The organism is Nocardia sp. JW2 (assembly GCF_051843015.1).
In the GTDB taxonomy this organism is placed as follows: Bacteria; Actinomycetota; Actinomycetes; order Mycobacteriales; family Mycobacteriaceae; genus Nocardia; species Nocardia coubleae.
The window spans coordinates 177,643-197,784 of sequence record NZ_JBPXLK010000001.1; the positions used below are offsets into that span (position 1 = coordinate 177,643).

Consider the following 20,142-nt stretch of genomic DNA (forward strand, 5'->3'; position numbering starts at 1 on the left):
ATCGGGTTGCGATGGTGTCGCCGGACCCGTCCGACGCGCCGTGACGCGCCGGTCGGATGGGGATCAGGCGGGGCAGGCGCCGCCGTCGGCGGGCAGTTTCCCGTCCGCGAGGTAGGCGTTGACGGCCTGCTGCGCGCACCCGGAATGCGCGACCACGGGATGCCCCCAGCCCTGCCAGGTCATGGTGGCGTGCCGGGCGCCCGCGGCGCCGAGCGCGCCGGTGACCGAGGCCGCGGCCCCGCCGACGACGGGGTCGGCGGCACCGGCGAACACCAGCACGGGCAGCGACAGGTCATCGGGCAGCGGCGGGGCGGTGGAGACGGGCCACGCCGAGCACACCATCAGCCCGATCGCGGCGGTGCGACCGAAAACCGGATATTTGCCCGCCCAGGTGTCGGCCAGTTCGCGGGCCCGATCGGGAGTGGGCGGTTGCTGGCTGTCGGTGCACCGGTTCACGAACTCGCCGTCGGACGAGATCGCCGCCGCCTCACGCCCGACCAGTGCGATCAGCGGCCCCCGATCGCCGCGGTCGGCCGCGGCGAGGATGTCGGCAAGCGCGGTGACCCGGGTGTTCTGATCTCCGCGCGGGCTCGACAGGAAACCGGTGAGCGCGGTCGCCAGGTCGGCGGCCGTCACCTCGCCCAGTCCGCCGGCCGTCGCCTTGTTCATCAACCCGACGACCGTCGCGCGCGGATCGGGTCCGAGGGCGCAATTGGCCGCCTTGCAGCGCTGGGCGAACGCGGTGAGCGCGGCCTCGGCGCCGGTGACGCGCGCCTCGGCCATGGTCGCCGCGTCGGCGCCCACCGGTTCCGGTGCGTCGAGGACGAGCCGGGCCAGGTGGTCGCCGTAGCGGCGCGCGTAGCTGAGCGCGACCTTGCCGCCGTTGCCCGCGCCGAGCAGGTTGATCTTCTCGACCTGCCACTGTTTGCGCAGCTGTTCGATGTCGTCGGCGGCGTGCGGTGCGTCGAAGGTGCCCTCGTAGGGCTGCAGGAAGTCGCGGCAGGCGATGGTCGCGTCCTGACTGAAACCGGCGACGGCACCGACCTGGTCGGCGTTGCCCACCCCGGTCTGCCCCAGATCGGTCAGCACCGCGCGCAATTGGGCCGGGATGCAGTCGATGGGCTGGGAGGCGCCGATGCCGCGCCGATCCACCGCCACGACCGGCTGCGCGGTGAGCAGCGCCCGGTTGGGGCCGATGGCCAGACCGGCGAGGGTGGAGGCCGAGGACCGGTCGGCGCCGGAGGTCAGCACCAGCGGGGCCACATCGGTGGGGGTCTCGGGAAGCCGGGCACGCAGGGCGCCCGCGCGGAAGGTGCCGAGCACGGTGCCAGCGGTGTCGATGGGCGTCGAGAAATCGGCGCATTCGAGCACGAGTCCGGCGGGCACGTCGCCGAAGGCCAGCGAGCTGATGGTCGACTCGGTGCAGTCGCGCCAGGTGAGATCGGATTTGGGGACCTCGGCCGTGCCGAGATCCTCGGTGGCGGGCTCCTGGGTCGCCACTCCACCGGCGCCCGGCCGTTCCACCGCGACGACGGGCCGATCCGACGGTCCCGCCCCGCAGCCCGCGAGCATGATCGACAGTGTCGCGGCCGTTACCGCGGCCCGAGTCAAGCGCATGGCTACACCCTGCCAGGTTCGGCGCCGGGTTTCATCGACGGGCCCAGCGGGCCAGTACGGTGCCGTCGTCGTCGAGCACCAACTGCTTGCGTGCCATCGAGGTACCGAATTGCTTCGCCGACAGCGAGATTCGCCCGCCCGCCCCGCCGACCAGCAGCGGCGCCGTGGTGAGGCACAGTTCGTCGACCAGGTCGGCCTCGGCCAGCTGACCGAACAGATGTGGTCCGCCCTCGCACAGCACCCGCGGCAATCCGCGCTCGGTGAGCACCCGCAGCAGCGCAGCGGGCGTGATCGCGAACTCCGCCGCGACCACCACCTGCGCGCCCGCGTCCTCGAGCGCGGCGACGCGGTCCTTGTCGGCCTGGGCGGTGGTGAGGATCAGCGGCGGGGTCTGCGCGTCGGTGAACAGCCGCGCCGCCGGATCGAGATTCGCGCTGCCCGACACCACGGCGATCGGTGGTGGGCTGCCGTCCTCGCTGCCGCCGACCCCGTGCCGGAAATGCGCACGCCGGTGTTCGTCGTCGGTGCGGGCGCCGCCGTAGTTCTCGGTGCGCACGGTGCCCGCACCGACCAGGATCACGTCGGCGAGCTCGCGTAGCAGCTTGAACACCAGCTTGTCGGCCGGGGTGGCCAGTCCCTTCGTCACCCCGTCGACGGCGAGCGCGCCGTCGATGCTGCTGACGAAGTTGGCCCGCACCCACGGCCGCTCCAGGTGCCTCGGGTACGCATAGCTCCTGGCCAGTGCGTCGGCGTCGAGATCTGCGAGCTGGGTCACATTAGGGATACGCTGCATAGGTACCGATGCAACCACGTCCGTACGATTCGCACATGCAAGAACGCCTCGTCGATCGCCACCCGGAGGTCCCGGCCGACCAGCTCGTCGCCCAGATGGTGCCCCCGCCCATGTTCGACGAGGTCAGCTTCGCCTCCTACATTCCCGACCCCAAGGAACCCAGCCAGGCGGCCGCGGTCCGCAAGGCGGAGGAATTCGCCGGTCAGGTCGCCAAGATCCACAAGGCCGCGTCGAAGAAGAGCCTCTTCGGCAAGAAGAAGGCCGTCACCGGTGCGGGCCTGTACCTCGACGGTGGTTTCGGTGTGGGCAAGACCCACCTGCTCGCCTCGATCTTCCACAGCGCGCCCGCGCCGAAGTCGTTCGGCACCTTCGGCGAACTGACCAACCTGGTCGGTGCCCTCGGTTTCGTCAACGCCGTGGAACGGCTCTCCGCCAACAGCCTGCTGTGCATCGACGAGTTCGAACTCGACGACCCGGGCGACACCACGATGGTCTCGCGCCTGCTCACCGAGCTGTCCGCCGCGGGCGTCTCGATCGCGGCCACGTCCAACACCCTGCCGAGCCAGCTCGGCGAAGGCCGTTTCGCCGCACAGGACTTCCTGCGCGAGATCAAGAAGCTGGGCGCCATCTTCGAGCCGGTGCGCGTCGACGGTCCCGACTACCGCCACCGCGACCTGCCGCCGGCTCCCGAGCCCACCTCGCCCGAGGTGCTGGCCGAACGGGCCGCCGCCACACCGGGTTCCACCCTCGACGACTACGACGCCCTGCTGACGCACCTGAGTACCCTGCACCCGTCGAAGTACGGCGCGCTCATCAACGGCGTCACCTCGGTATTCGTCGCCGGGGTGCACCCGGTGACCGACCAGGCCGTCGCGCTGCGCATCGTCGTGCTCGCCGACCGCCTCTACGACGCGAGTATCCCGGTCACCGTGTCCGGCGCCAAGCTCGACGAGATCTTCTCCCAGGAGATGCTCGACGGCGGGTACCGCAAGAAGTACCTGCGCGCCATCTCGCGTCTGCTCGCGCTGTCGCGGTTCGAGGCCGCTACCGCCTAGGGATCACAGCGTCCGTTCGAAGACGAAATCGTCGTGCACCTGGTTGCCGACGGTCATCGTCTTGGTGCCCACCCGCACGAACCCGTGCTTGCCGTAGAAGCGTTGCGCGCGTTCGTTGTCCTGGTTGACCCCGAGCCACACCGCGTCGGCGCCCGCCTCGCGCGCGGAATCGACGGCGGCGTCCATGAGCGCACCGGACACGCCGGTGCCGTGGTGGCCGGGCAGCACGTACATCTTGCTGAGTTCGACCACCGACCCCGGGCTGACCTGTGCGTCGATGGCCGGATCGGTCGGCCTGCCCGCGATCAACATGGCGTAGCCGACGATCTCGTCACCGTCGACGGCCTTGAGGACCGTGCGATCCGGGTCGGACAGGTACTCGCCGAAACGGTCGCCCGAGAGCATCTGGGTCAGGAAGATCTCGATGTCGGCCGGGTCGGCCTGCGGGGGACAGGCCAGCGGGAACGTCGCGGTCGCCACATCGCTGAGGGCTTCGGCGTCCCAGAGTCCGGCCCGGTCGACGACGACGGAGCTGTTGGTCATCGTTCCAGTACAGCACGGGCGTGGCGGTGGTAGACAGCACTGTGGGCATCGCGGCGGTGGCACCGTGACGGCGGTCCCGAGTACTCTCCTGCCCATGACTAGCGGTAGCCGCATCGGGATCGTCGGTGCGGGAGTTGCGGGATTGGCTTGCGCGAAGGTGTTGAGTCAGGCCGGGTTCCCGGTCGAAGTCTTCGACCGAGCCCCTGACGTGGGCGGTGTGTGGAGCGTCACCCGCCGCTACCCGGGCCTGCGTTCACAGAACAGCAAGCACACCAACCACTTCAGCGACCACCCGATGCCGGAGGACTACCCGCGCTGGCCCGACGGTCAGCAGATGCAGGCCTACCTCGCCGGGTACGCGCAGAAGTTCGGTCTCACCGGGAATCTGCGGCTGGGCACCGAGGTGGTCGCGGCCGACCCGGTCGACAGTGGCTGGTTGCTCGAGATCCGCGACGGGATGGGTGTGCACCGCAGCACCTGCGATCACCTGATCGTCGCCAACGGTGTGTACAGCGACCCGGTGCTGCCGGACCTGCCCGGTGCGGCCGCCTTCCGTGCCGCGGGCGGGCAGCTGTGTCACGTCTCGCAGTTCCACGACGCCGAACTGGCGCGCGACCGTTCGGTGGTCGTCGTCGGGTACGGCAAGTCGGCCTGCGATGTGGCCGAGGCGGTGAGTCATCTCGCCGACGAGACCAGCGTGGTCGCCCGCAGGCTCACCTGGAAGATGCCGCGCAAGTTCGGATTCGGCACCGACTACGAACGATTGCTGCTCACCCGCGCGGGCGAGGCGCATTTCCCGTCCCGGTTCGGCCACCGCGCCGAACGCCTGCTCGACCGGCTCGCCCTGCGCGAGGCGAACCTCGACCTGCTGCAGGAACGGGTGACGCGCAAGCTGCGGCTGCGCGAGCTCGGCCTGGTCCCCGACAGTCCGCTGGCCGAGATGGCGACCAGCAGCGCCGCGCTGGCCACCGAGGGGTTCTTCGATCAGGTCGAGGCGGGCCGCATCGCCGTGCACCGCGACGCCGAGATCGTCGAACTCATCGGCGGGCAGCACGGGCCCGCGGTCCGGTTGTCCGACGGGACGCTGAAACTGGCCGAGATCGTGGTGTGCGCCACCGGATATCGTCAGGAGGTACCGTTCCTCACCCCGTTCGTGCGCCGCTCGCTCACCGACGAGGCGGGCGACTTCCGGCTCTACCGCCACATCCTGCCCGTCGAGGTGCCCAACCTCAGTTTCGCCGGCTACAACAGCTCCAATGTGAGCGCCCTGAGCGCCGAGGTCGGCGCGCACTGGATCGCGGGGCTGCTCACCGGCGCCTTCGTGCCGCCGGTCGCCGAACTGATGAACAACGACATCGACGAACGCCTCGCCTGGTCGCGGGCCCGCAGCAACGGTGCGCACGCGCACGGTGCGTCGGTGATCCCCTTCTCGCTGGGCAATATCGACGAGATGCTCGACGACCTCGGCACCCCGCTGCCGCTGTCGGCCCGGCTCGGGCAGTGGGTGCGCCCGGTGCGGCCCGCGACCTACCGCGGCGTGCTGCGCAACCGCAACGCCGCCCCGGCGCCGACACCGGTCGCGGTGGTCGAGGGATAACCGACACGCGGTGCGGCCGCTTGGTGGCGAACCGGGCGTTGGTGATAATCCTCGCGTGGAAGCGCTGGATCTGAACCTGCTGCCCGCCTTGGACGCGCTGCTCGACACCAACAGCGTCACCGAGGCGGCCCGGCGACTGCACACCTCCACCTCGGCGATGAGCCGAACCCTGACCCGGTTGCGTGAGGTGTTCGGTGACCCGCTGCTCGTGCGTTCCGGCAGGCATCTGGTGCCCACCCCGCGCGCGCTGGAACTGCGCCAGGACGTGGCGGCGCTGGTCGAGGCGAGCCGGGTGCTGCTCACCTCGCACGAGGGCGGCGGTGTTCGCAGGCAGCGGGATTTCGTGGTCCGCGTGGGTGATGCGGTGGCGGCGCGGCTCGCGGGACCGCTGCTGGGCGCGGTCGGGGCGCAACTGCCCGGCGTGACGGTTCGGCTGCTGGCCGCGGACCCCGCCGACAGTGCCGTTGCCCTGCGCGACGGGCAGGTCGACATCGAGGTGGGCGTGCTCGGCCGCACCGACCCCGAAACCGTTGTGCAGCGGCTGTTCAGCGACCGCTGGGTCGGTGTCGCGGCCGCCGACCATCCCTTCGCCGCCGACCGTCCCACCGTCGCCGCCTACGCCTCCGCGCGCCACCTCGAGGTGTCACCCACCGGCCGCACCCACAGTCCCATCGACGACCGCCTCGCCCTGCACGGCCGCACCCGCCGCGTGGTCGCGACCGTCGCCGATCTGGCGACCGCGTTGTTCACCGTGGCGACCACCGAGCTGATCTGCCCCGCCCCCGCGGCGTTGTCCCGCCCGGCCTGCCAGGCGCTCGGCCTGGCCACCTTCGAGATCCCACTGCCGTTGCCCGCCCCCGTCGTCGCCATGGCCTGGCATCCGCGCAATACCGCCGACGCGGGCCATCGCGCCGTGCGCGAACTCGTCGCGACGGTACTGCGCGACGCACCGGAGGTGCCCGATGTGCGCTCGGTGGGAGTCGCCGTCTAGCCGAGGTCCTGCGTCGGCGGACCGAAGACGTCGCGGCGGCCGGGTGGCAGGCCGGCGGAGCGCTTGAGCTCGTCGAGCATGGCCTGCAATTTGTCCACGTGGGCGGCGGATTCGAGGTCGAAGGCACGGTAGGTGCCGGTCACCGTGATGCCTGCCGGGTCGGTGGCCGTGGGGATGGGGGCAGGGCCGAGGTTGTCGTCGGCGCTCGACGAGGTGTGGACGGCGGGCAGGTCGACCGCCGGGGCGGCGGGTCGGCCGTGCCGGGTCCCGGTCTCGTTGTCGGAGTTGGTGAATCGCGCGGTGCTGTGAGCCGCCTGGGCCGCGAGCGGACCTGTGTTCGCGTCCTGTCCGAACGTCCGGTCGGTCTCCTCGGTGCTGTGACCGTGCGGTCGGCTGGATTGCTCGCCTCGGCCGCTCGCCGCTTCGTCGGACGGGCCGGGTTGAACGCCCTGGGTGATGCGGTCCGCCTGCTGGTGTGTCCGCCCGGGATCGCCCGCCGCCTGGGCGGAGTGGCCCGCCTGATGCGGGTGGTCCGCAGGCAGGGCTGTTCCGCCGGACCGGTCGACGGATTCCGTCGCCGGGCTGGTCCGGTAGGCGGTTCCGCCGACCGACGGCTCGGACCGAGGTGCCTGGTCGAGGTGCTCCGACGGCGCGGTGGCGCGGCCAGGCACGTGTCCGGCGTCGACCTGGGCCGAATCGACGGGTGGCGGGGCGACCAAACGGGCGGGGGCTGCCGGTTTGTCGGTGGTGGTCGAGTTGCGAGGCGTGAAGTCGGCGAAGACGGACTCACCGCGGGAGTCCGTGGTGAAGCCGTTGCGGGCGTGACCGTTTCGCGGCGGGGTGGGAAGGGTCGTCTCCACGTCGTCGTCGAAGGACCACTGGATCCCGTTGGCACTGCCGTTCTTCGGCCCGGAACCCGACCGATCGGCGAACCCGTTGAAGGTCGTCCCGTTCGTCACGATCCGGGCTTCGGCCGCGTGAGCATCTTCGTCCGGGATGATTCCGGCACGTTCTTGCTCACCCGGACCCGAGTGCCCACCCGTGCCGGCCATCGGTGCGCGCGCCGAGCTCGCCTGCTGGTCGTCGACGTGACCCGACGCATGTGCGGCGCGGCGCGCATCGCCGGAATCGCCGACCCGCTCGCCCGCCGTGCCGGCGTCGAATGAGCTGTGCCGCAAGTCTTCCGATCCGCTGGCGTGTGCGACGGGGGCGCGTTGGTCGGTTGCCCGGTGGGGGCCGGATCCGTTGCGCTGAGCCTGCGGATCGACTCCGTTGGGCGACCAGGTCACATTGCCGGAAGTGGTGTGGCGTTCGGTGCCACGGGTCTCGGTGGGGACCTTGCCGACCGGCCGGGCGCGTTCGACGCTCGCGGACCCGCCCGAAACGGTCGCGGCCTCCTCATCGTGGCGGCCGAGTTCATCGGTCGAATCCGGGAGCGGAACAGCACGATTCGCGGCGAGACCGACTCCTTGCGCCGCGATGTCGTCGGCCACCCCACGCGCCGGAGTCTCTCGCTCCGGCTGCGCGGGCAGCCGGCCGTTCACACGCTGCGCATTCGGGACGGCTTCCCGCACAGTCGCTTCCGGTGCGTGCGCGCCGTTCACCTTCGGCCGCTGTGCGGTGTCACCGCGCGCCACGTTCGACGCGCGGACGGCCTGGGGTTCAGGATCGCCGAGCCCCGACGACTGGACCGCGAACGCGGCGGTACGAGGCTCGCCCTCCTCGTGCGACGCGGCCCGACCACGTTCGCCCGCAACCGCACCGCTCTGCGGTTCGGTCGTCGCGCGCGGGACCGGGGGAGCGGTGATGGGCCAGGTGGGATCCCCGAGGTGGTCGGGGACCGAGCGGCTCGACTGACGGCGCTCCAGCGGCGGCTTGCTGGCTTCCTCGTAGGCGGCGGCCCGCTCGGCGGCCTCACGGACTTCTCGTCTGCTGCGCCCACGGGCGGGTGGTGGGGCCGGATCGTCGCCGCCGTCGAGCGCGTCGAGGCGGGCGCTGAGCCGGGAAATGTCCTGTGACGCATGGAAAGCCCAGGCTTCGAGGCGGCGGATGCGGAGCTGGTCGGGCACGTCCTCGTCGTCACCGGGGAAGCCGGGGACCTCCTGGGCGACGCGCGCGGCGACGACATCGAGCTTCTCGCTGACCTCACGCAGCGCCGCGGCGATATTCGCCAGCATCGACCCGATGGTTTCGTCGTGCTCAGCGTGGTTCATGCACACCCTACTTCCGGTGGACGGCGAGCGTGCCCGCCTCGGCCGCCTGCGATCATATCCACCGGTGCCCGCCGACGCGTTGTAGTGATCCTCGGCCGGTGCGCCAGGCGACGCGCCGAACCTTTTCGTAATCGGGACGAAAAGGACCGGCAACCCGGCCGGTCTGTGTATCGAAATGATCAAGATCTTCGCCGGTCCGTGCGACGTTGGCACAATGAAAGGGCTTGATATACAAGCAATGTCGTCGTTGTGATCTCGATCACCACACGGCGACGCACCCGAGTGCGGGTCAAGGGGGCTGGCGGCGTGTCGGCGGCTGCGGGAACCTGAGTGCAGGTCGTGGGCGCGGGGCGTACGGCAGGCCCCGGTGAGGGAGTGATGGTGTGAGGACGAAGCGGCGAAGCGACACCCAGGTGGTGTGCGGACGGCGGGCGCTGCTCGACGAACTCGGGATCTCCGAGGGCGGTCGTCGCGCGGCGCCCGAACGCACCGGTTACGGCTGTGGTTGCCCCGATTGTGTTGCGAAGCAATGGAATACCCAGCGGCTCGAACATTGGATCTGTGGCAGGCTGACGGCGGCGGGCGCCGACGAGGCACAGGTGGACGCCCGGGTGGGCGATATCCCCGTCGACATCTACTGGCGCCGTGGCGAGCGGCGCGGCGTGGTCGAGGTGCGCAGCGGCCCCCTCGACATCACCGCCGCCCGCGCGCACCGCGAACGCCTGCGCGAAGCGGGCATCGACGACGTGCTGTGGGTGGTCCCGCGCGGGTACTGGGTGCCGCTGGTGCCCGCGGTCGGTATCGCCGACTTCGCGCCCGCCGGTGCCGAATACCGCATCGATCAGGGCATGCTCACCGCCGGTGAGTCCGGTTTCGCCGCACCGGTGCGGGCGGGCTGGGCGCTGCGGGAGTTCCTCGAGGGCTGGGTGGCGGACGACATCGCCTGGGGTCATGTGGATGTGATGAACGGAGGGTGGGCCGAGGTGGGCACCTGGGAAAAGCACACGGCGGCGCAGGCCGCGATGATCGAACGTCAGCGCAATCAGTTGCGCGACCAGCGAGTGGAACTGGCGGTCTCGCGACAGGCCGTGCGCGACAAGCAGCGGTTGGTGACCAGGCTGCATCACCGCATCGAACGCGCGGCCGCGGCCGCCGACGCCCATGCCATCACCCTGGCCGGCTTGCGCAGCGAGCTTCTCGCCCAGCAGCGGACCGCGGCGGGCCTGCGCGCCACCATCACCCGGATGGATCGCACCCTCGATCAGTGGCAGTGGCTCACCTGCTGCGCGATGCTGCTGGTTGTCGCGGTGCTCGCCGGGGCGATGGTGATGCGCTGAGCCGCATCGGCAACCGGTCGAACTGCCAGTCGTTGCGCAGCACGAGGGCGGCCAGGTCGAGTAGGTCGAGGCCGGTCTCGGTGAGCACGGCGGCGAGGCCGACCCGGTCGTAGGGGCCGGTGGCCAGGTCGGTGGCGATGCGCTGTTCGGCGGCCGCGTCGACGGCACGGGTGCGCAGTTGTGCGGTGCCGATCGCGCTGCCGGTCCAGGTGAGCGCACCCCAGCCGCGTTCGTGGGCGTGGGCGCGCACCAGATCGGCCTGAAGCCTGTTGTGGTGGAACATGGTCCGGCCCAGCGGTACCACATCGATCAGCACCGTCCGGCCGTCGGTGAGCCGGGCGGCGACCGAGGGATAGTGCACGTGGTTCTCACCCGCGAACGTGTAGGTGAGGGCGGCGGGTTCCTCCTGGAATGCCGCGACGGCCGGGCTGGCGTCGAGCGTGCGCAGCAGGCGGGCGACCAGCGCCGAGTCGTAGGCGACGTCGCGCCCGGCCTTGGCCAGGTAGAACCGGCCGCGCCCGTCGTCGTCGGCGTCGGCCACCCGCGCCGAGACGGTGGGTAACGGGGCGGGGGAGCCGTCCGGCCAGTCGGTCCCCGCGAGCACGGCGTCCAGGTCGTCGATGTCGTCGTCCGGGGCGTGCAGTTTGGCGAGGATGCTCGCGGTCTTCTTCTGCCAGCCCAGGATTCGCTGCATGACATAGCCGGCGACCCGCCGGGCGTCGGTCTGGTCGTGTCCGGCCAGGCGCAACTTCAGATACGACCATTCCATGGCGACCAGGTCGGTGTCGGTCGCGTAGGTCTCGGTGAGCAGGGTGCGCACCAGGCGCAGATCGCCCGCCTCACGCGGGTATCGGTGTGCGAACACCTCGGCGGAGCGGTGTCCGGATCGGGTGGCCTCGCGCAGGATGCGCCCGATCGCCTTGGTGTAGAGCTGACGGGCACGGTCGCGGGCGAGGTCGTAGCGGGCACCGACGCGGGTGAGGGTTTCCGGGCGCTGCCCGCCGATGCCCAGGCGCAGCCCGACCACCCGCGCCTCGCGTGCCGCGCGTTCGGCGTGGTCGACGAGCAGTTCGCCGACCAGCTCGTCGAGCTCCTCGAGCTCGAACGAGACGTCGGCGGCGATGTCGTGGCCCGGTTCTCTCATGATCGCGTCAGCGTAGCGGCGAACACCGACAATGTTGTGTCACAGCGACGTCAGGTACTCGCTGTAGAACAGGCACAGCCCCGTCGCCGAGGCGATGCCCGCCAGCACCCAGAACCGGATGATGACCGTCGTCTCCGGCCAGTTGTCGAGTTCGAAATGGTGGTGGAACGGCGCCATCCGGAACAGTCTGGTGTGGGTGGTGCGGAAGACGACGATCTGCAGCACCACCGACATGATCTCGGCGACGAACAGTCCACCGAGCACCACCGCGAGCAGTTCGGTGTGGCTGGTGATCGACAGCCCGGCCAGCAGACCGCCGAGGCCGAGGGATCCGGTGTCGCCCATGAAGATCTTGGCGGGCGCGGCGTTCCACCACAGGAATCCGACACAGGCCGCCGCTCCGGCCGCGCTCACCATCGCCAGGTCGAGCGGGTCGCGGACGGTGTAGCAGGCGCGGCCGGGGGTGATCTCGCAGGAGTGGTCGTACTGCCACAGCGTGATCACCACGTAGGCGCCGAGGGTCAGGGTCATCGACCCGGCGGCCAGCCCGTCGAGCCCGTCGGTGATGTTCACCGCGTTCGACCAGGCGACCACCAGCAGCACCACGAACAGCACGAAGAACAGTGACGCGAAGGTGATCGTAGGGATGTCACGCACATACGACAGGTTGCGGCCCGCCGGAGTGAGTCCGGTGGCGCCGGGGAATCGCAGCACCAGCACCGCGAACACGACCGCCGCCGAGATCTGCCCCAGATATTTGCCCGCCGCGGTGAGCCCGAGATTGCGGTGTTTGCGCAGTTTGATCGAGTCGTCGAGGAAGCCGACCACGCCGAGCGCCGAGGCGAGCAGCAGCACCAGAACGCCCGACGCGCTGGGACCCGGTGCGTCCCACAGTGTTCCGATCAGGTGCGAGCCCAGGTAGCCGCCCCACACGCCCGCACCGATGGCGAGACCACCCATCGTCGGTGTGCCGCGTTTGGTGTGGTGGCTGGCGGGCCCGTCGATCCGGATCTCCTGCCCGAAACCGCGCCGCGCGAACACCCGGATGAGCACCGGGGTGAGCGTGATGGTGATGAACAGGGCGATGCCCGCCGACAACAGGATCTGTCTCACATTGCCCCTCCGTCCCGCCTGTCCCGCCATCCGCTGCGGCCCCGGCGGCGCCGTGCCGATCCTAGGGGAGGCCACCGGGTTGCGGCGCGGGAGTGATCGGGGTTACAGGCTCTTGGGTCGCACGGTCATTGTCAGCACGTCCGGGACCGCATCGAAGGCGCGACGTACTTCGGTGGCCAATCCCCGGGCGGTGCGGTCGTCGTCGGCGGTCCACACGCCGAGCGCGCAGTGGAACGCGGCGACCATGATGTCGATACCGAGGCGCAGATGCAGGGTGCGGTCCTCGTTCACGTCCAGTTCGCGGCGCAACAGGGTGACCGCCGCGTGGCTTGTCCGATCGCAGAATTGCAGGTTGTGCCCCGCCATCGATGGGGTGACGTCGGCGAGGCGATTGCTCAGCGCCGCGCGCCGTGGCCACTCGCCGACGGCGACACGGTCGATGGCTGACAGCAACGCGTCCCGGAGCATGAGCAGGAGCTCGGTTTCCCGTGGTTCCCCGCGTTCCAGCTCTTCCAGGAAGACGAGCCAGACGTCTTGCATCGGCGCCATCGCCACGTCTTCCTTACCTGCGAAGGTGCGGAAGAACGTGCGCTTGGAGATTTCGACGCTATCGCACAGCTCGTCCAGGGTGACGGCATCGAACCCGCGCTCGGTGAACAGCCGGAGAGCCGAGTCGATCAAGGCGTGCCTGGTTCGCAGCTTTTTCCGTTCGCGCAGCGGCAACTCGTCGATCGCTACGTCCATCCTGTCAGCTTAGCGGCGACCTCCGCTAAACGCCACTTGACAGCAATTGCCACTCAGTGGCACTTTTGCTTCGCGGCTGATCTGCCGTGTTGCCACAAGATTGAGGTCCTGAATATGCGAGCACTGCTGGTCGACCGTTCCGCCCCTGCCGGACTCCGCCTCGGGTTGGCCCCGGACCCCGAGCCTGCCCCGAATCAGGTGTTGGTGCGGGTTGCCGCGACGTCGTTGAACCACGGCGAGGTGACGCATCTGGTTCCCGGTGCCGATGCGGGCACGGTTCTGGGTTGGGATGCTTCCGGGGTGGTCGAGCGTGCCGCCGCCGATGGGTCGGGCCCGGCGGTGGGCACACCGGTGGTCACCCTCGGACTGGCCGGTGCCTGGGCCGAATTGCGTGCTGTGGATACCGAACTCGTGGGCGTCGCACCGGTAGGTGCCGACCTCGCCGCCCTCAGTACCGTGCCGGTGGCGGGCGCGTCGGCATTGCGCGCACTGCACCGGCTCGGTCCATTGCTGGGGCGCAGGGTTCTCGTCACCGGTGCGTCCGGTGCCGTCGGCCGTTACGCGGTGCAGCTGGCGCGTCTGGGTGGTGCGGAGGTCGTCGCGATGACCTCGAACCCGGATGTGTATGGCGACAGCATGCGGGAGCTCGGTGCCGGGCAGGTGATAGCGGACCCCGCGGAACTCGATGGTCGCGTCGACGGCGTGCTCGACCTCGTCGGGGGACCGCAGATGGTCGCGGCCTTCGAGTCGCTCGCGGAAGGTGGGACGCTCGTGTCGGTCGGGCACACCACCGGCGCACCGGAGCGGTTCCCGTTCGGCACCTTCTCCGGCGATGCGGGCAGGCACGACCGCTCGATCGTCACATTCTTCCTGCTCGGCTGCCGTGATCTGGGCCGTGATCTCACCTGGCTCGCCGACCGGGTCGCCGCGGGTGTTCTCGATCCGCAGGTCGTCTGGCGAGGCGACTGGTCCGCCGCGGACGAGGCGGTCACGGCGTTGCGCGATCGCCGACTACACGGCAAAGCCGTCCTCGAGCTGGGCTGACCGGCCTGCAACGCAAACAAGTCAGGCCCCCTCGAAAGGGGGCCTGACTTGTGGTGCGCGATACTGGGATTGAACCAGTGACCTCTTCCGTGTCAGGGAAGCGCTCTCCCGCTGAGCTAATCGCGCGAGGTGGAGACGGGAATCGAACCCGTGTGCACGGCTTTGCAGGCCGTTGCCTCACCACTCGGCCACTCCACCGCGCAAAGGAGGATGGCATATTACTAGTGCCTAACCTACCTCTCGAGCGGATGACGGGATTCGAACCCGCGACCCTCACCTTGGCAAGGTGATGCGCTACCACTGCGCTACATCCGCATTCACACTTCCAGAGGAGCTCGTCCCGGGGGCCTTGCTGCTCTCCGTGGTGCGATGAGAACATTAGCCGACGCGCGGCGAAGACTACAAATCGCCTGGTTAAACGGCATAAATGTGAATTACACGCGTGTTGTCCGTTGGCGCGGCGATGACGGGTGGCCGAACTTCGGGTACTGCGCCGCGCCCGCACGTTCCGGTCCCTCCCGTCTACCGGGCCCGTCGCCCCGAACTTCCCGTTCACAAGGCGATTTGGTGTCCCCCGGGTACCCCGTGCTAATGTTTCGTCTCGTTCGAGAGGCCGCACAAACAGCCCCTCGCAACCATCCCGGTCCTATAGCTCAGCGGGAGAGCGTCCGCCTCACACGCGGAAGGTCGCTGGTTCGAAACCAGCTAGGACCACCGCAAAAGTGCAGGTCAGCGCCTTATTGGTGATGGCCTGCATTTTTCGTGCAACATACGTGCAATAGCGCTGCTTTGTGAGCGCGCGAATGCCGCTGAACCTGGCCTCGAAGACGTTCGTCAGCGCCGCTGGCTTGTGATTTGCATCACCACGTAGTACTCGCCGCCCGGTACGGTTGGCGGCGGGCCCGCGCTGGCAACGTCAGTTGATCGGCCACATCGCTGCGTCGATATCTTCTATTGCGATCCGGATCTGACCGCGGAACCTGGAGGCGGCAAGCGTCCCGTCAGCGATCATCCTTCGGATGGTGTCTGTGCTGACGCCAGCTCGCTCGGCGGCGAACTTGATGGATACGTAGCGGCTTGGAGTCGGAGTCCTCTTCGGACTACGCCGAGGCATAGTGCACCACCCCAATGTGGCTGTGAGTCTCGTCAGGAATAAGACTCCCGCCGCCATCAACGAAAGGTTGGTTCTCCCAAGCGGGGGCGTCCCCGAGTCGATAGCGCCCCATCCCGGCATGCCGCAGCCTTCGACCTCGGGTCGCCCACACCGCCAAGGTTTTGACCGGCACATTCAAGCGCGCGGCGAGTTCAGCAGTGCTGAGCCATGTTTCATCGCTCGAAGTCAGATGAGGGCAAGTGCTACTCGAACCGACACGTCGATGCGACGGTGAGGAATTGGAAGAGGGCATGACGCACCAATTTCGTGTGTGGTCAGCGACTCTTCCCACATCAGTATAGACCGGCGAAGGAGTGCCAAGGATGTCGCGTGTCGGCGTGACGGGAGCTGGGCGGCGACTCGACCGTTTGATAACAGCTGCCGGTGCCACCACCGTTGTCAGGTGCTGACCCTCGACTGTCTGAACCTTGGCCGTGTTCTAGAAGGGGGTGCTTCTCGAATGGTCCAGTCGATCTTCGTGAGTCGCAAGGTTTCGGACTCCGCCGTGCGAGCAATCGAACGGCTCGACTCGGCCGTTACCACAGGGATGTTCCGCAACCGGAGCACGACTCGTTCGTCGAGCCTGTCCTACCGCTACTTGGTTACCGTGATCCTGGGTGCGAGTCCTGGTAAGTCCGGTTGTTGTCGATGGCGGTACTGTCGCGGTGGGTTGTGTTGATCGTCGTGTCGAGCGCGACTCGACAAGTCACTTGTTCGGCGGGTGATAGGCAGAGAGTGCTGAACGAAAACAGGGCAGGTTTCTCAAGAACGTGCAGGTGAAGAAGTCGGCCCCGCACCCGCGGGGATGGTCCGCCACTGCGTTTCGCCCAGCGGGTTGAAGCAGGGTCGGCCCCGCACCCGCGGGGATGGTCCGCCGCTCGGGCGGGCCCGATCTCGGCAGGGTCTGTCGGCCCCGCACCCGCGGGGATGGTCCAGCGGTATGACCCGGGGGTGCGGCATGACCGAGAGTCGGCCCCGCACCCGCGGGGATGGTCCGAGTATTACCGGGACTGGAAACCACCACGGGATGTCGGCCCCGCACCCGCGGGGATGTTCCGCGCGTGGTGAAGGTGCTGCGCGAGATCTGGAAGTCGGCCCGCACCCGCGGGGGATGTTCCGACCCCCGAGGCCAAGGTCGCGTTGTCGGAGGCGTCGGCCCCGCACCCGCGGGGATGTTCTCCGGATTGCACGGCGCCAATAGCGGGCGTGTCAACCTGCTCCGCCTCGACCTGCGGCAGAGGCATTCGTGGCAGCTCAGAAGGCGTTCCCATGGTGAAAGCCCTGTTCTTTACCATGAGCCTTCTCGTAGGCGGCAATAATCTCGGTGGCGACTGGTGCTCGACCGCCGGTCTGTCAGGGATCCGTAGAATCCCTGCCTTTGGATGTGACCACGTAAGCGGTGCGCAGTCCCCGATCCAGGGGTGGTAGAGCGATCCTGCTGCGCTATCGCCCGCTACGGTCAGCCAGCGTCACTTGGCGGCCGAATTTTGCTCGGAACTGTCGCCACACTTCTGGTCAAGAATGCGGAATGCCTCTGTGGCCAGACTGAGCGAGGTAATAGCCACCCAGAGGATGGCTGTGTCGTTTGGCGACAACCGAACAATCTCTTCGTCCTGTCCGACAATGCGGATTGTCTCCGCGTTGGCCATTCCATGGATCGCCCAGCCTCGACCGTGCGCGAATCCGGAGCACAACTGCCATGCGAAGAGGACTTGCCGCGCTTCGGTCGCGTGCTGGTCGGTGTACTTTACCGCCACGCTGCTGCTGTGGCCCTTGCGAATTACGGTGGCAGTGCCACCATTCCGTCGTGCGAGTTCCTCCAGTTGGAGTAGAGCTGACTCTGTCGCGCCGTCTTCTATACCTCCGACTGGTCGGAGAGCCCGCTCAGCACTCGTGTGGCGATGACGCGTTCGGCATAGGGCCCGAAGAGGATTGGTGATGTCGGCTCCGGCTCCGGCTCCTGCTCCGAGGTTGTGGTTGGCACGTGTCGGTGTGCGGGAGGCTCCCACGTTTCGAGGTCTATCAGGGTGCGTTCTGCTGCGAGCCAGCCTTCTGCACGCGTTTTGGTGTCGAAGGTGTGGGCCGCCTTGTGCAGGGCAGTGTCGGGGCCGATGTAGCTTGCCTGCCAGCGACCCGAGGGCAGCTTTCGGATTCTGCCGAAGCTGCGACGGCTTGGTTGCGAACGGCGCGTCTTCGGTGGCATTGAACCTCCTCTAGTTCGAAGATGTGCGGTATGGCAGGGATTTCGAGCGTGCATTCGGATACGCGCGTAGGGCCGGAGGAATGGGGTGCGCCTGCCTGAAGTGGGGGCTGTCAGGCACTGCCAACAACCAGACAGGTGTTCTCGTGGCCTGCGCTTGCATCGGCACGGTCGCAACCGGCGGCCGTGCGTGAGGAATAGGCAATTTTCCCCTCGGCGGTAAGCACCTACGACTTGCCTGGCCGCCTGTATTCATGGCGACGGCCTGGGCGTGTAGAGACGCGGTTGTGGGCGTACCGGGGCAAGATTCTTCAACGCGTTGCGGACGGACCTCGCCAGGCGCAGGTGTGTCCGCTGCGGTGTCGGCACTGTGCGGCCCGGATTGCCATGAGCGGTCTCTGCTGGGGAGCAACTGACGCGATCTTGGGGCGGATACCGATGAGTTATGTTGCCCGGCATACGGGTTGGCCGCGTTGCCCGTGGTTGGGGTTGCCGATGCCTTGGCCCGGATCGGTCGGGTCCCGCGAGAACGAATCTGGGCCGACGGGGCGCGTCGAAGCGCGAAGTTATGGGCGTTCCGGTCAGCAGCAGCCCTGACAGCTGATGTCTCACACTGACAACCGAGCCAGCTGGGCGAGTGAAGGGATCTGTGTATGAAGGCATGACCGACCTGCGGGTGTTTTCCCCTGGTCAGAAGCTCTTCCAAGTTCAGTGTAATGCGTGTCCGCCGTCAGCACGGCGAGAACGACATCGGTCGCGGAGCGAATCATCCAGCCGTTCAGGGGGATCGAGCGGTTGACCACCACCTCGATCGGCGCTGGACCGCCATACCGCCGCGGCAACGGGCAACTCGGATAGGGCCTAGATCCTGTAGGGACCAGAGCCACAATGCGAAGGCGTAGCCGTTCGATCGGAGGCGCCCGAATTCCGCAGATTGGGCGCTTACCTCAGGTAGATCAGGTCATGCACCGAAAACGCGAAGATATTCAGATGCAGGAGGCGCTGCGGGTGGTCGCGGGATTTCGTGTACAGGGCTGGACGACGAACGAGGCAGGGAACAGACCTTGCGTGCAGGGCTTTCTCCTCGCAACGCGTGCGGACAAGTGAGTCGATGACCTTGCGCAAGTTACCCTCCCGATTCGGACCAGCTGGATTTCTAGCTGCGGTTGCCCTTCCTGTCGGCTACTCGCCGGGGCCTGCGTCGTGCCAAGCGACCAGCCGGTCACGGTGCGGCAGCGGAGGTAGGTCGCTCCGCGAGATTCCGGTGCGCTGTGGCTGTGGCCAGCTAGGGACATTCGTCGGATGCACACCTGACTCCAACATTGCTTGCTCTGCCAGGTCCTCTGCGAACTGGAGGAAACCCTCGACCCCCATCAGCCGCATAGACCAACCGTCCTCGACTTTCCACAGTGTTTTGCTGGTGTTCGTGGCCCCGCGCGGATCGCTTCCGTGGCTGAGGAGATCGCGGAGACTCTTCATGTCGGATAGGTAGTCCTTGAGGCATTTGCCGTGAAGAAAGGCCCATTCCGACCGGTTCCCGGGCCCGGTCGATTGCTGGCGAGCACGGCCTTCCCACAGGTTGCTCCGGAACCGTTGTGCCGGCCATTGCACGTCGAGCTCTCGCTGGATCTTGTCGAGATTGAGCGGCAGCGCTCGGCCTTTCGTGCGCGTCGAATATCTGGTGAGTTGGGTGAAGAAGTTTTCGATCGGTGCATACGCCAAGAGGAACGCGCCATAGCGAAGGCTCGTATAGATCTTCGCGCTTGAGCCGTTCACTCGGTGGACGTCGATGATGTCGCACGGCATGCGTAGGCGAAGGGCGAGTTCGTTCCCTGCAGCTTCAGCAAGGTCTGGCAGTGACCACTCAGGCATGGCTGTGTTCCTTCATGTGGGTTGTTCGCGGTCCACGATTGCTGGGCGACGAGAATCGGCGACGTGGCACAACCAGGTTGAGGAGACCTTGCTGTTCCGCTCCGCCCACGAGATGTCACGTGGAGTATGCACTGAGCTGCAACGGAATTCGCAATTCGTGCTGACTGCTGGTCGACGTGGTCCACGTTCGGGGATTGCGACGTCCATGGTTCCGACCCGAGTATCGAAGTCTCGGTGGCGGTACCCGTTTTCGGGCTGCACCGCGTTCGGTAGCGGTCAGGGCTTCGCAGCATCCGTTGCGCGAATCGCGAAAATGGACGGAGTCGACGACCTCGCCTGCTACGGCGATCTCGGTAACGATGGGCGGAGGGCTAGCGCGGCCGCCGTCTCTTTTGGCCTCCGGCCAGTCAGGGCAGGCGCACGGTCTCTACCAGCTCTAGTTGCAACAACGATCTCCGAACAACGGCCGTTGCGCCGACGGAAACCGCTTCCCGCAACCGCTGTCGACGACTTTCATCCAGCTATCCCATCAGCCCGCGTGAATCAACAGCCGCCAGGATAATAACGAATGGTATATCCGACACATGCCACTAGACTGTCATCCCCTGTTGATTGCATTGCTATACAACGGATGCGCTCCCACGACTTCTCGGCGAGGTCCGCTATTCGCCTCAGCTCCGACGCTTGGCTCGCGTCCGCTTCGGCAATAGTCAATGGTTCGAATAC

15 protein-coding genes, 4 tRNA genes and 1 CRISPR repeat array are annotated in these 20,142 nt (G+C 67.8%); of the genes, 6 read left to right on the top strand and 13 right to left on the bottom strand.

Features of this window, described 5'->3' with window-relative positions; translation table 11 throughout:
* Positions 1–63: 63 nt before the first annotated feature.
* Positions 64–1,617 carry an alpha/beta hydrolase gene (locus tag ACSVDM_RS00835; RefSeq protein ID WP_439261990.1) on the bottom strand — a complete coding sequence of 518 codons (1,554 nt, stop codon included), beginning with the start codon at positions 1,615–1,617 and terminating at the stop codon, positions 64–66.
* Positions 1,618–1,648: 31 nt separating this feature from the next.
* Entirely contained in the window at positions 1,649–2,410 is a 762-nt protein-coding gene (locus ACSVDM_RS00840) for a pyrimidine reductase family protein (protein WP_439261991.1), read from the bottom strand.
* A 35-nt stretch (positions 2,411–2,445) separates the two neighbouring features.
* Here ACSVDM_RS00840 and zapE point away from each other — a divergent pair, with 35 nt between their 5' ends.
* Positions 2,446–3,465 carry a cell division protein ZapE gene (gene zapE / locus ACSVDM_RS00845; RefSeq protein ID WP_067492879.1) on the top strand — a complete coding sequence of 340 codons (1,020 nt, stop codon included), beginning with the start codon at positions 2,446–2,448 and terminating at the stop codon, positions 3,463–3,465.
* A gap of 3 nt (positions 3,466–3,468) precedes the next feature.
* On the opposite strand, the gene ACSVDM_RS00850 is transcribed toward zapE, so the two are convergent.
* On the bottom strand, positions 3,469–4,008 hold the full coding sequence (locus ACSVDM_RS00850) for a GNAT family N-acetyltransferase (RefSeq protein WP_439261994.1): 540 nt from the start codon (positions 4,006–4,008) through the stop codon (positions 3,469–3,471).
* A 94-nt stretch (positions 4,009–4,102) separates the two neighbouring features.
* On the opposite strand from ACSVDM_RS00850, the gene ACSVDM_RS00855 reads away from it, so the two are divergent.
* Positions 4,103–5,605 carry a flavin-containing monooxygenase gene (locus ACSVDM_RS00855; RefSeq protein WP_439261996.1) on the top strand — a complete coding sequence of 501 codons (1,503 nt, stop codon included), beginning with the start codon at positions 4,103–4,105 and terminating at the stop codon, positions 5,603–5,605.
* A gap of 55 nt (positions 5,606–5,660) precedes the next feature.
* Positions 5,661–6,596, top strand: coding sequence for a LysR family transcriptional regulator (locus tag ACSVDM_RS00860; protein WP_225280536.1), 936 nt, complete (start codon positions 5,661–5,663; stop codon positions 6,594–6,596).
* Here the strand turns inward: ACSVDM_RS00860 and ACSVDM_RS00865 are convergent.
* Positions 6,593–8,809, bottom strand: coding sequence for a hypothetical protein (locus ACSVDM_RS00865; protein WP_439261998.1), 2,217 nt, complete (start codon positions 8,807–8,809; stop codon positions 6,593–6,595). The two genes, ACSVDM_RS00860 and ACSVDM_RS00865, sit on opposite strands and share 4 nt — an antisense overlap.
* Positions 8,810–9,192: 383 nt before the next feature.
* Between ACSVDM_RS00865 and ACSVDM_RS00870 the strand changes: the two genes are divergently transcribed.
* Positions 9,193–10,146, top strand: a complete 954-nt coding sequence (locus tag ACSVDM_RS00870) for a hypothetical protein (RefSeq protein WP_439262000.1) — start codon at positions 9,193–9,195, stop codon at positions 10,144–10,146.
* On the opposite strand, the gene ACSVDM_RS00875 is transcribed toward ACSVDM_RS00870, so the two are convergent.
* The 3 genes from ACSVDM_RS00875 to ACSVDM_RS00885 form a co-directional block, all read right to left on the bottom strand.
* Positions 10,085–11,290 (bottom strand): hypothetical protein, encoded by a 1,206-nt coding sequence (locus ACSVDM_RS00875; protein ID WP_439262002.1) that lies wholly within the window; start codon positions 11,288–11,290, stop codon positions 10,085–10,087. The two genes, ACSVDM_RS00870 and ACSVDM_RS00875, sit on opposite strands and share 62 nt — an antisense overlap.
* 39 nt (positions 11,291–11,329) lie before the next feature.
* Entirely contained in the window at positions 11,330–12,403 is a 1,074-nt protein-coding gene (gene mraY / locus ACSVDM_RS00880; protein ID WP_067493047.1) for a phospho-N-acetylmuramoyl-pentapeptide-transferase, read from the bottom strand.
* 102 nt (positions 12,404–12,505) lie between these two features.
* Complete coding sequence (locus ACSVDM_RS00885; protein WP_439262004.1) at positions 12,506–13,147, bottom strand: TetR family transcriptional regulator; 642 nt, start codon at positions 13,145–13,147, stop codon at positions 12,506–12,508.
* 114 nt (positions 13,148–13,261) lie between these two features.
* Between ACSVDM_RS00885 and ACSVDM_RS00890 the strand changes: the two genes are divergently transcribed.
* Complete coding sequence (locus ACSVDM_RS00890) at positions 13,262–14,191, top strand: zinc-binding dehydrogenase (RefSeq protein ID WP_439262006.1); 930 nt, start codon at positions 13,262–13,264, stop codon at positions 14,189–14,191.
* A gap of 51 nt (positions 14,192–14,242) precedes the next feature.
* Here the strand turns inward: ACSVDM_RS00890 and ACSVDM_RS00895 are convergent.
* The 3 genes from ACSVDM_RS00895 to ACSVDM_RS00905 form a co-directional block, all read right to left on the bottom strand.
* Positions 14,243–14,317, bottom strand: a tRNA-Val gene (locus tag ACSVDM_RS00895).
* A 1-nt stretch (position 14,318) separates the two neighbouring features.
* A tRNA-Cys gene (locus tag ACSVDM_RS00900) sits at positions 14,319–14,389 on the bottom strand.
* A gap of 45 nt (positions 14,390–14,434) precedes the next feature.
* Positions 14,435–14,506: transfer RNA gene (locus tag ACSVDM_RS00905), tRNA-Gly, on the bottom strand.
* A gap of 327 nt (positions 14,507–14,833) precedes the next feature.
* Here ACSVDM_RS00905 and ACSVDM_RS00910 point away from each other — a divergent pair.
* Positions 14,834–14,905: transfer RNA gene (locus ACSVDM_RS00910), tRNA-Val, on the top strand.
* A gap of 202 nt (positions 14,906–15,107) precedes the next feature.
* On the opposite strand, the gene ACSVDM_RS00915 is transcribed toward ACSVDM_RS00910, so the two are convergent.
* The 3 genes from ACSVDM_RS00915 to ACSVDM_RS00925 form a co-directional block, all read right to left on the bottom strand.
* Positions 15,108–15,479, bottom strand: a complete 372-nt coding sequence (locus ACSVDM_RS00915; protein ID WP_439262008.1) for an excisionase family DNA-binding protein — start codon at positions 15,477–15,479, stop codon at positions 15,108–15,110.
* A gap of 649 nt (positions 15,480–16,128) precedes the next feature.
* Positions 16,129–16,401: direct repeats of the CRISPR family, unit length 28 nt; unit sequence GTCGGCCCCGCACCCGCGGGGATGGTCC.
* Between the two features lie 412 nt (positions 16,402–16,813).
* A complete protein-coding gene (locus ACSVDM_RS00920; protein WP_439262010.1) occupies positions 16,814–17,101 on the bottom strand; it encodes a hypothetical protein in 288 nt (95 codons plus the stop codon).
* Between the two features lie 1,625 nt (positions 17,102–18,726).
* Positions 18,727–19,416: a hypothetical protein gene (locus tag ACSVDM_RS00925; RefSeq protein ID WP_439262011.1), complete on the bottom strand. Its 690-nt coding sequence runs from the start codon at positions 19,414–19,416 to the stop codon at positions 18,727–18,729.
* Positions 19,417–20,142 lie beyond the last annotated feature (726 nt).

Coding starts and splice junctions, on each gene's coding strand:
- ACSVDM_RS00875 (WP_439262002.1), bottom strand. CDS start 11,290: ATGAGAGAACCGGGCCACGACATCGCCGCCGACGTCTCGTTCGAGCTC.
- ACSVDM_RS00925 (WP_439262011.1), bottom strand. CDS start 19,416: ATGCCTGAGTGGTCACTGCCAGACCTTGCTGAAGCTGCAGGGAACGAA.
- ACSVDM_RS00850 (WP_439261994.1), bottom strand. CDS start 4,008: ATGACCAACAGCTCCGTCGTCGTCGACCGGGCCGGACTCTGGGACGCC.
- ACSVDM_RS00835 (WP_439261990.1), bottom strand. CDS start 1,617: ATGCGCTTGACTCGGGCCGCGGTAACGGCCGCGACACTGTCGATCATG.
- ACSVDM_RS00890 (WP_439262006.1), top strand. CDS start 13,262: ATGCGAGCACTGCTGGTCGACCGTTCCGCCCCTGCCGGACTCCGCCTC.
- ACSVDM_RS00840 (WP_439261991.1), bottom strand. CDS start 2,410: ATGCAGCGTATCCCTAATGTGACCCAGCTCGCAGATCTCGACGCCGAC.
- ACSVDM_RS00915 (WP_439262008.1), bottom strand. CDS start 15,479: ATGTGCCGGTCAAAACCTTGGCGGTGTGGGCGACCCGAGGTCGAAGGC.
- ACSVDM_RS00855 (WP_439261996.1), top strand. CDS start 4,103: ATGACTAGCGGTAGCCGCATCGGGATCGTCGGTGCGGGAGTTGCGGGA.
- ACSVDM_RS00885 (WP_439262004.1), bottom strand. CDS start 13,147: ATGGACGTAGCGATCGACGAGTTGCCGCTGCGCGAACGGAAAAAGCTG.
- ACSVDM_RS00865 (WP_439261998.1), bottom strand. CDS start 8,809: ATGAACCACGCTGAGCACGACGAAACCATCGGGTCGATGCTGGCGAAT.
- zapE (WP_067492879.1), top strand. CDS start 2,446: ATGCAAGAACGCCTCGTCGATCGCCACCCGGAGGTCCCGGCCGACCAG.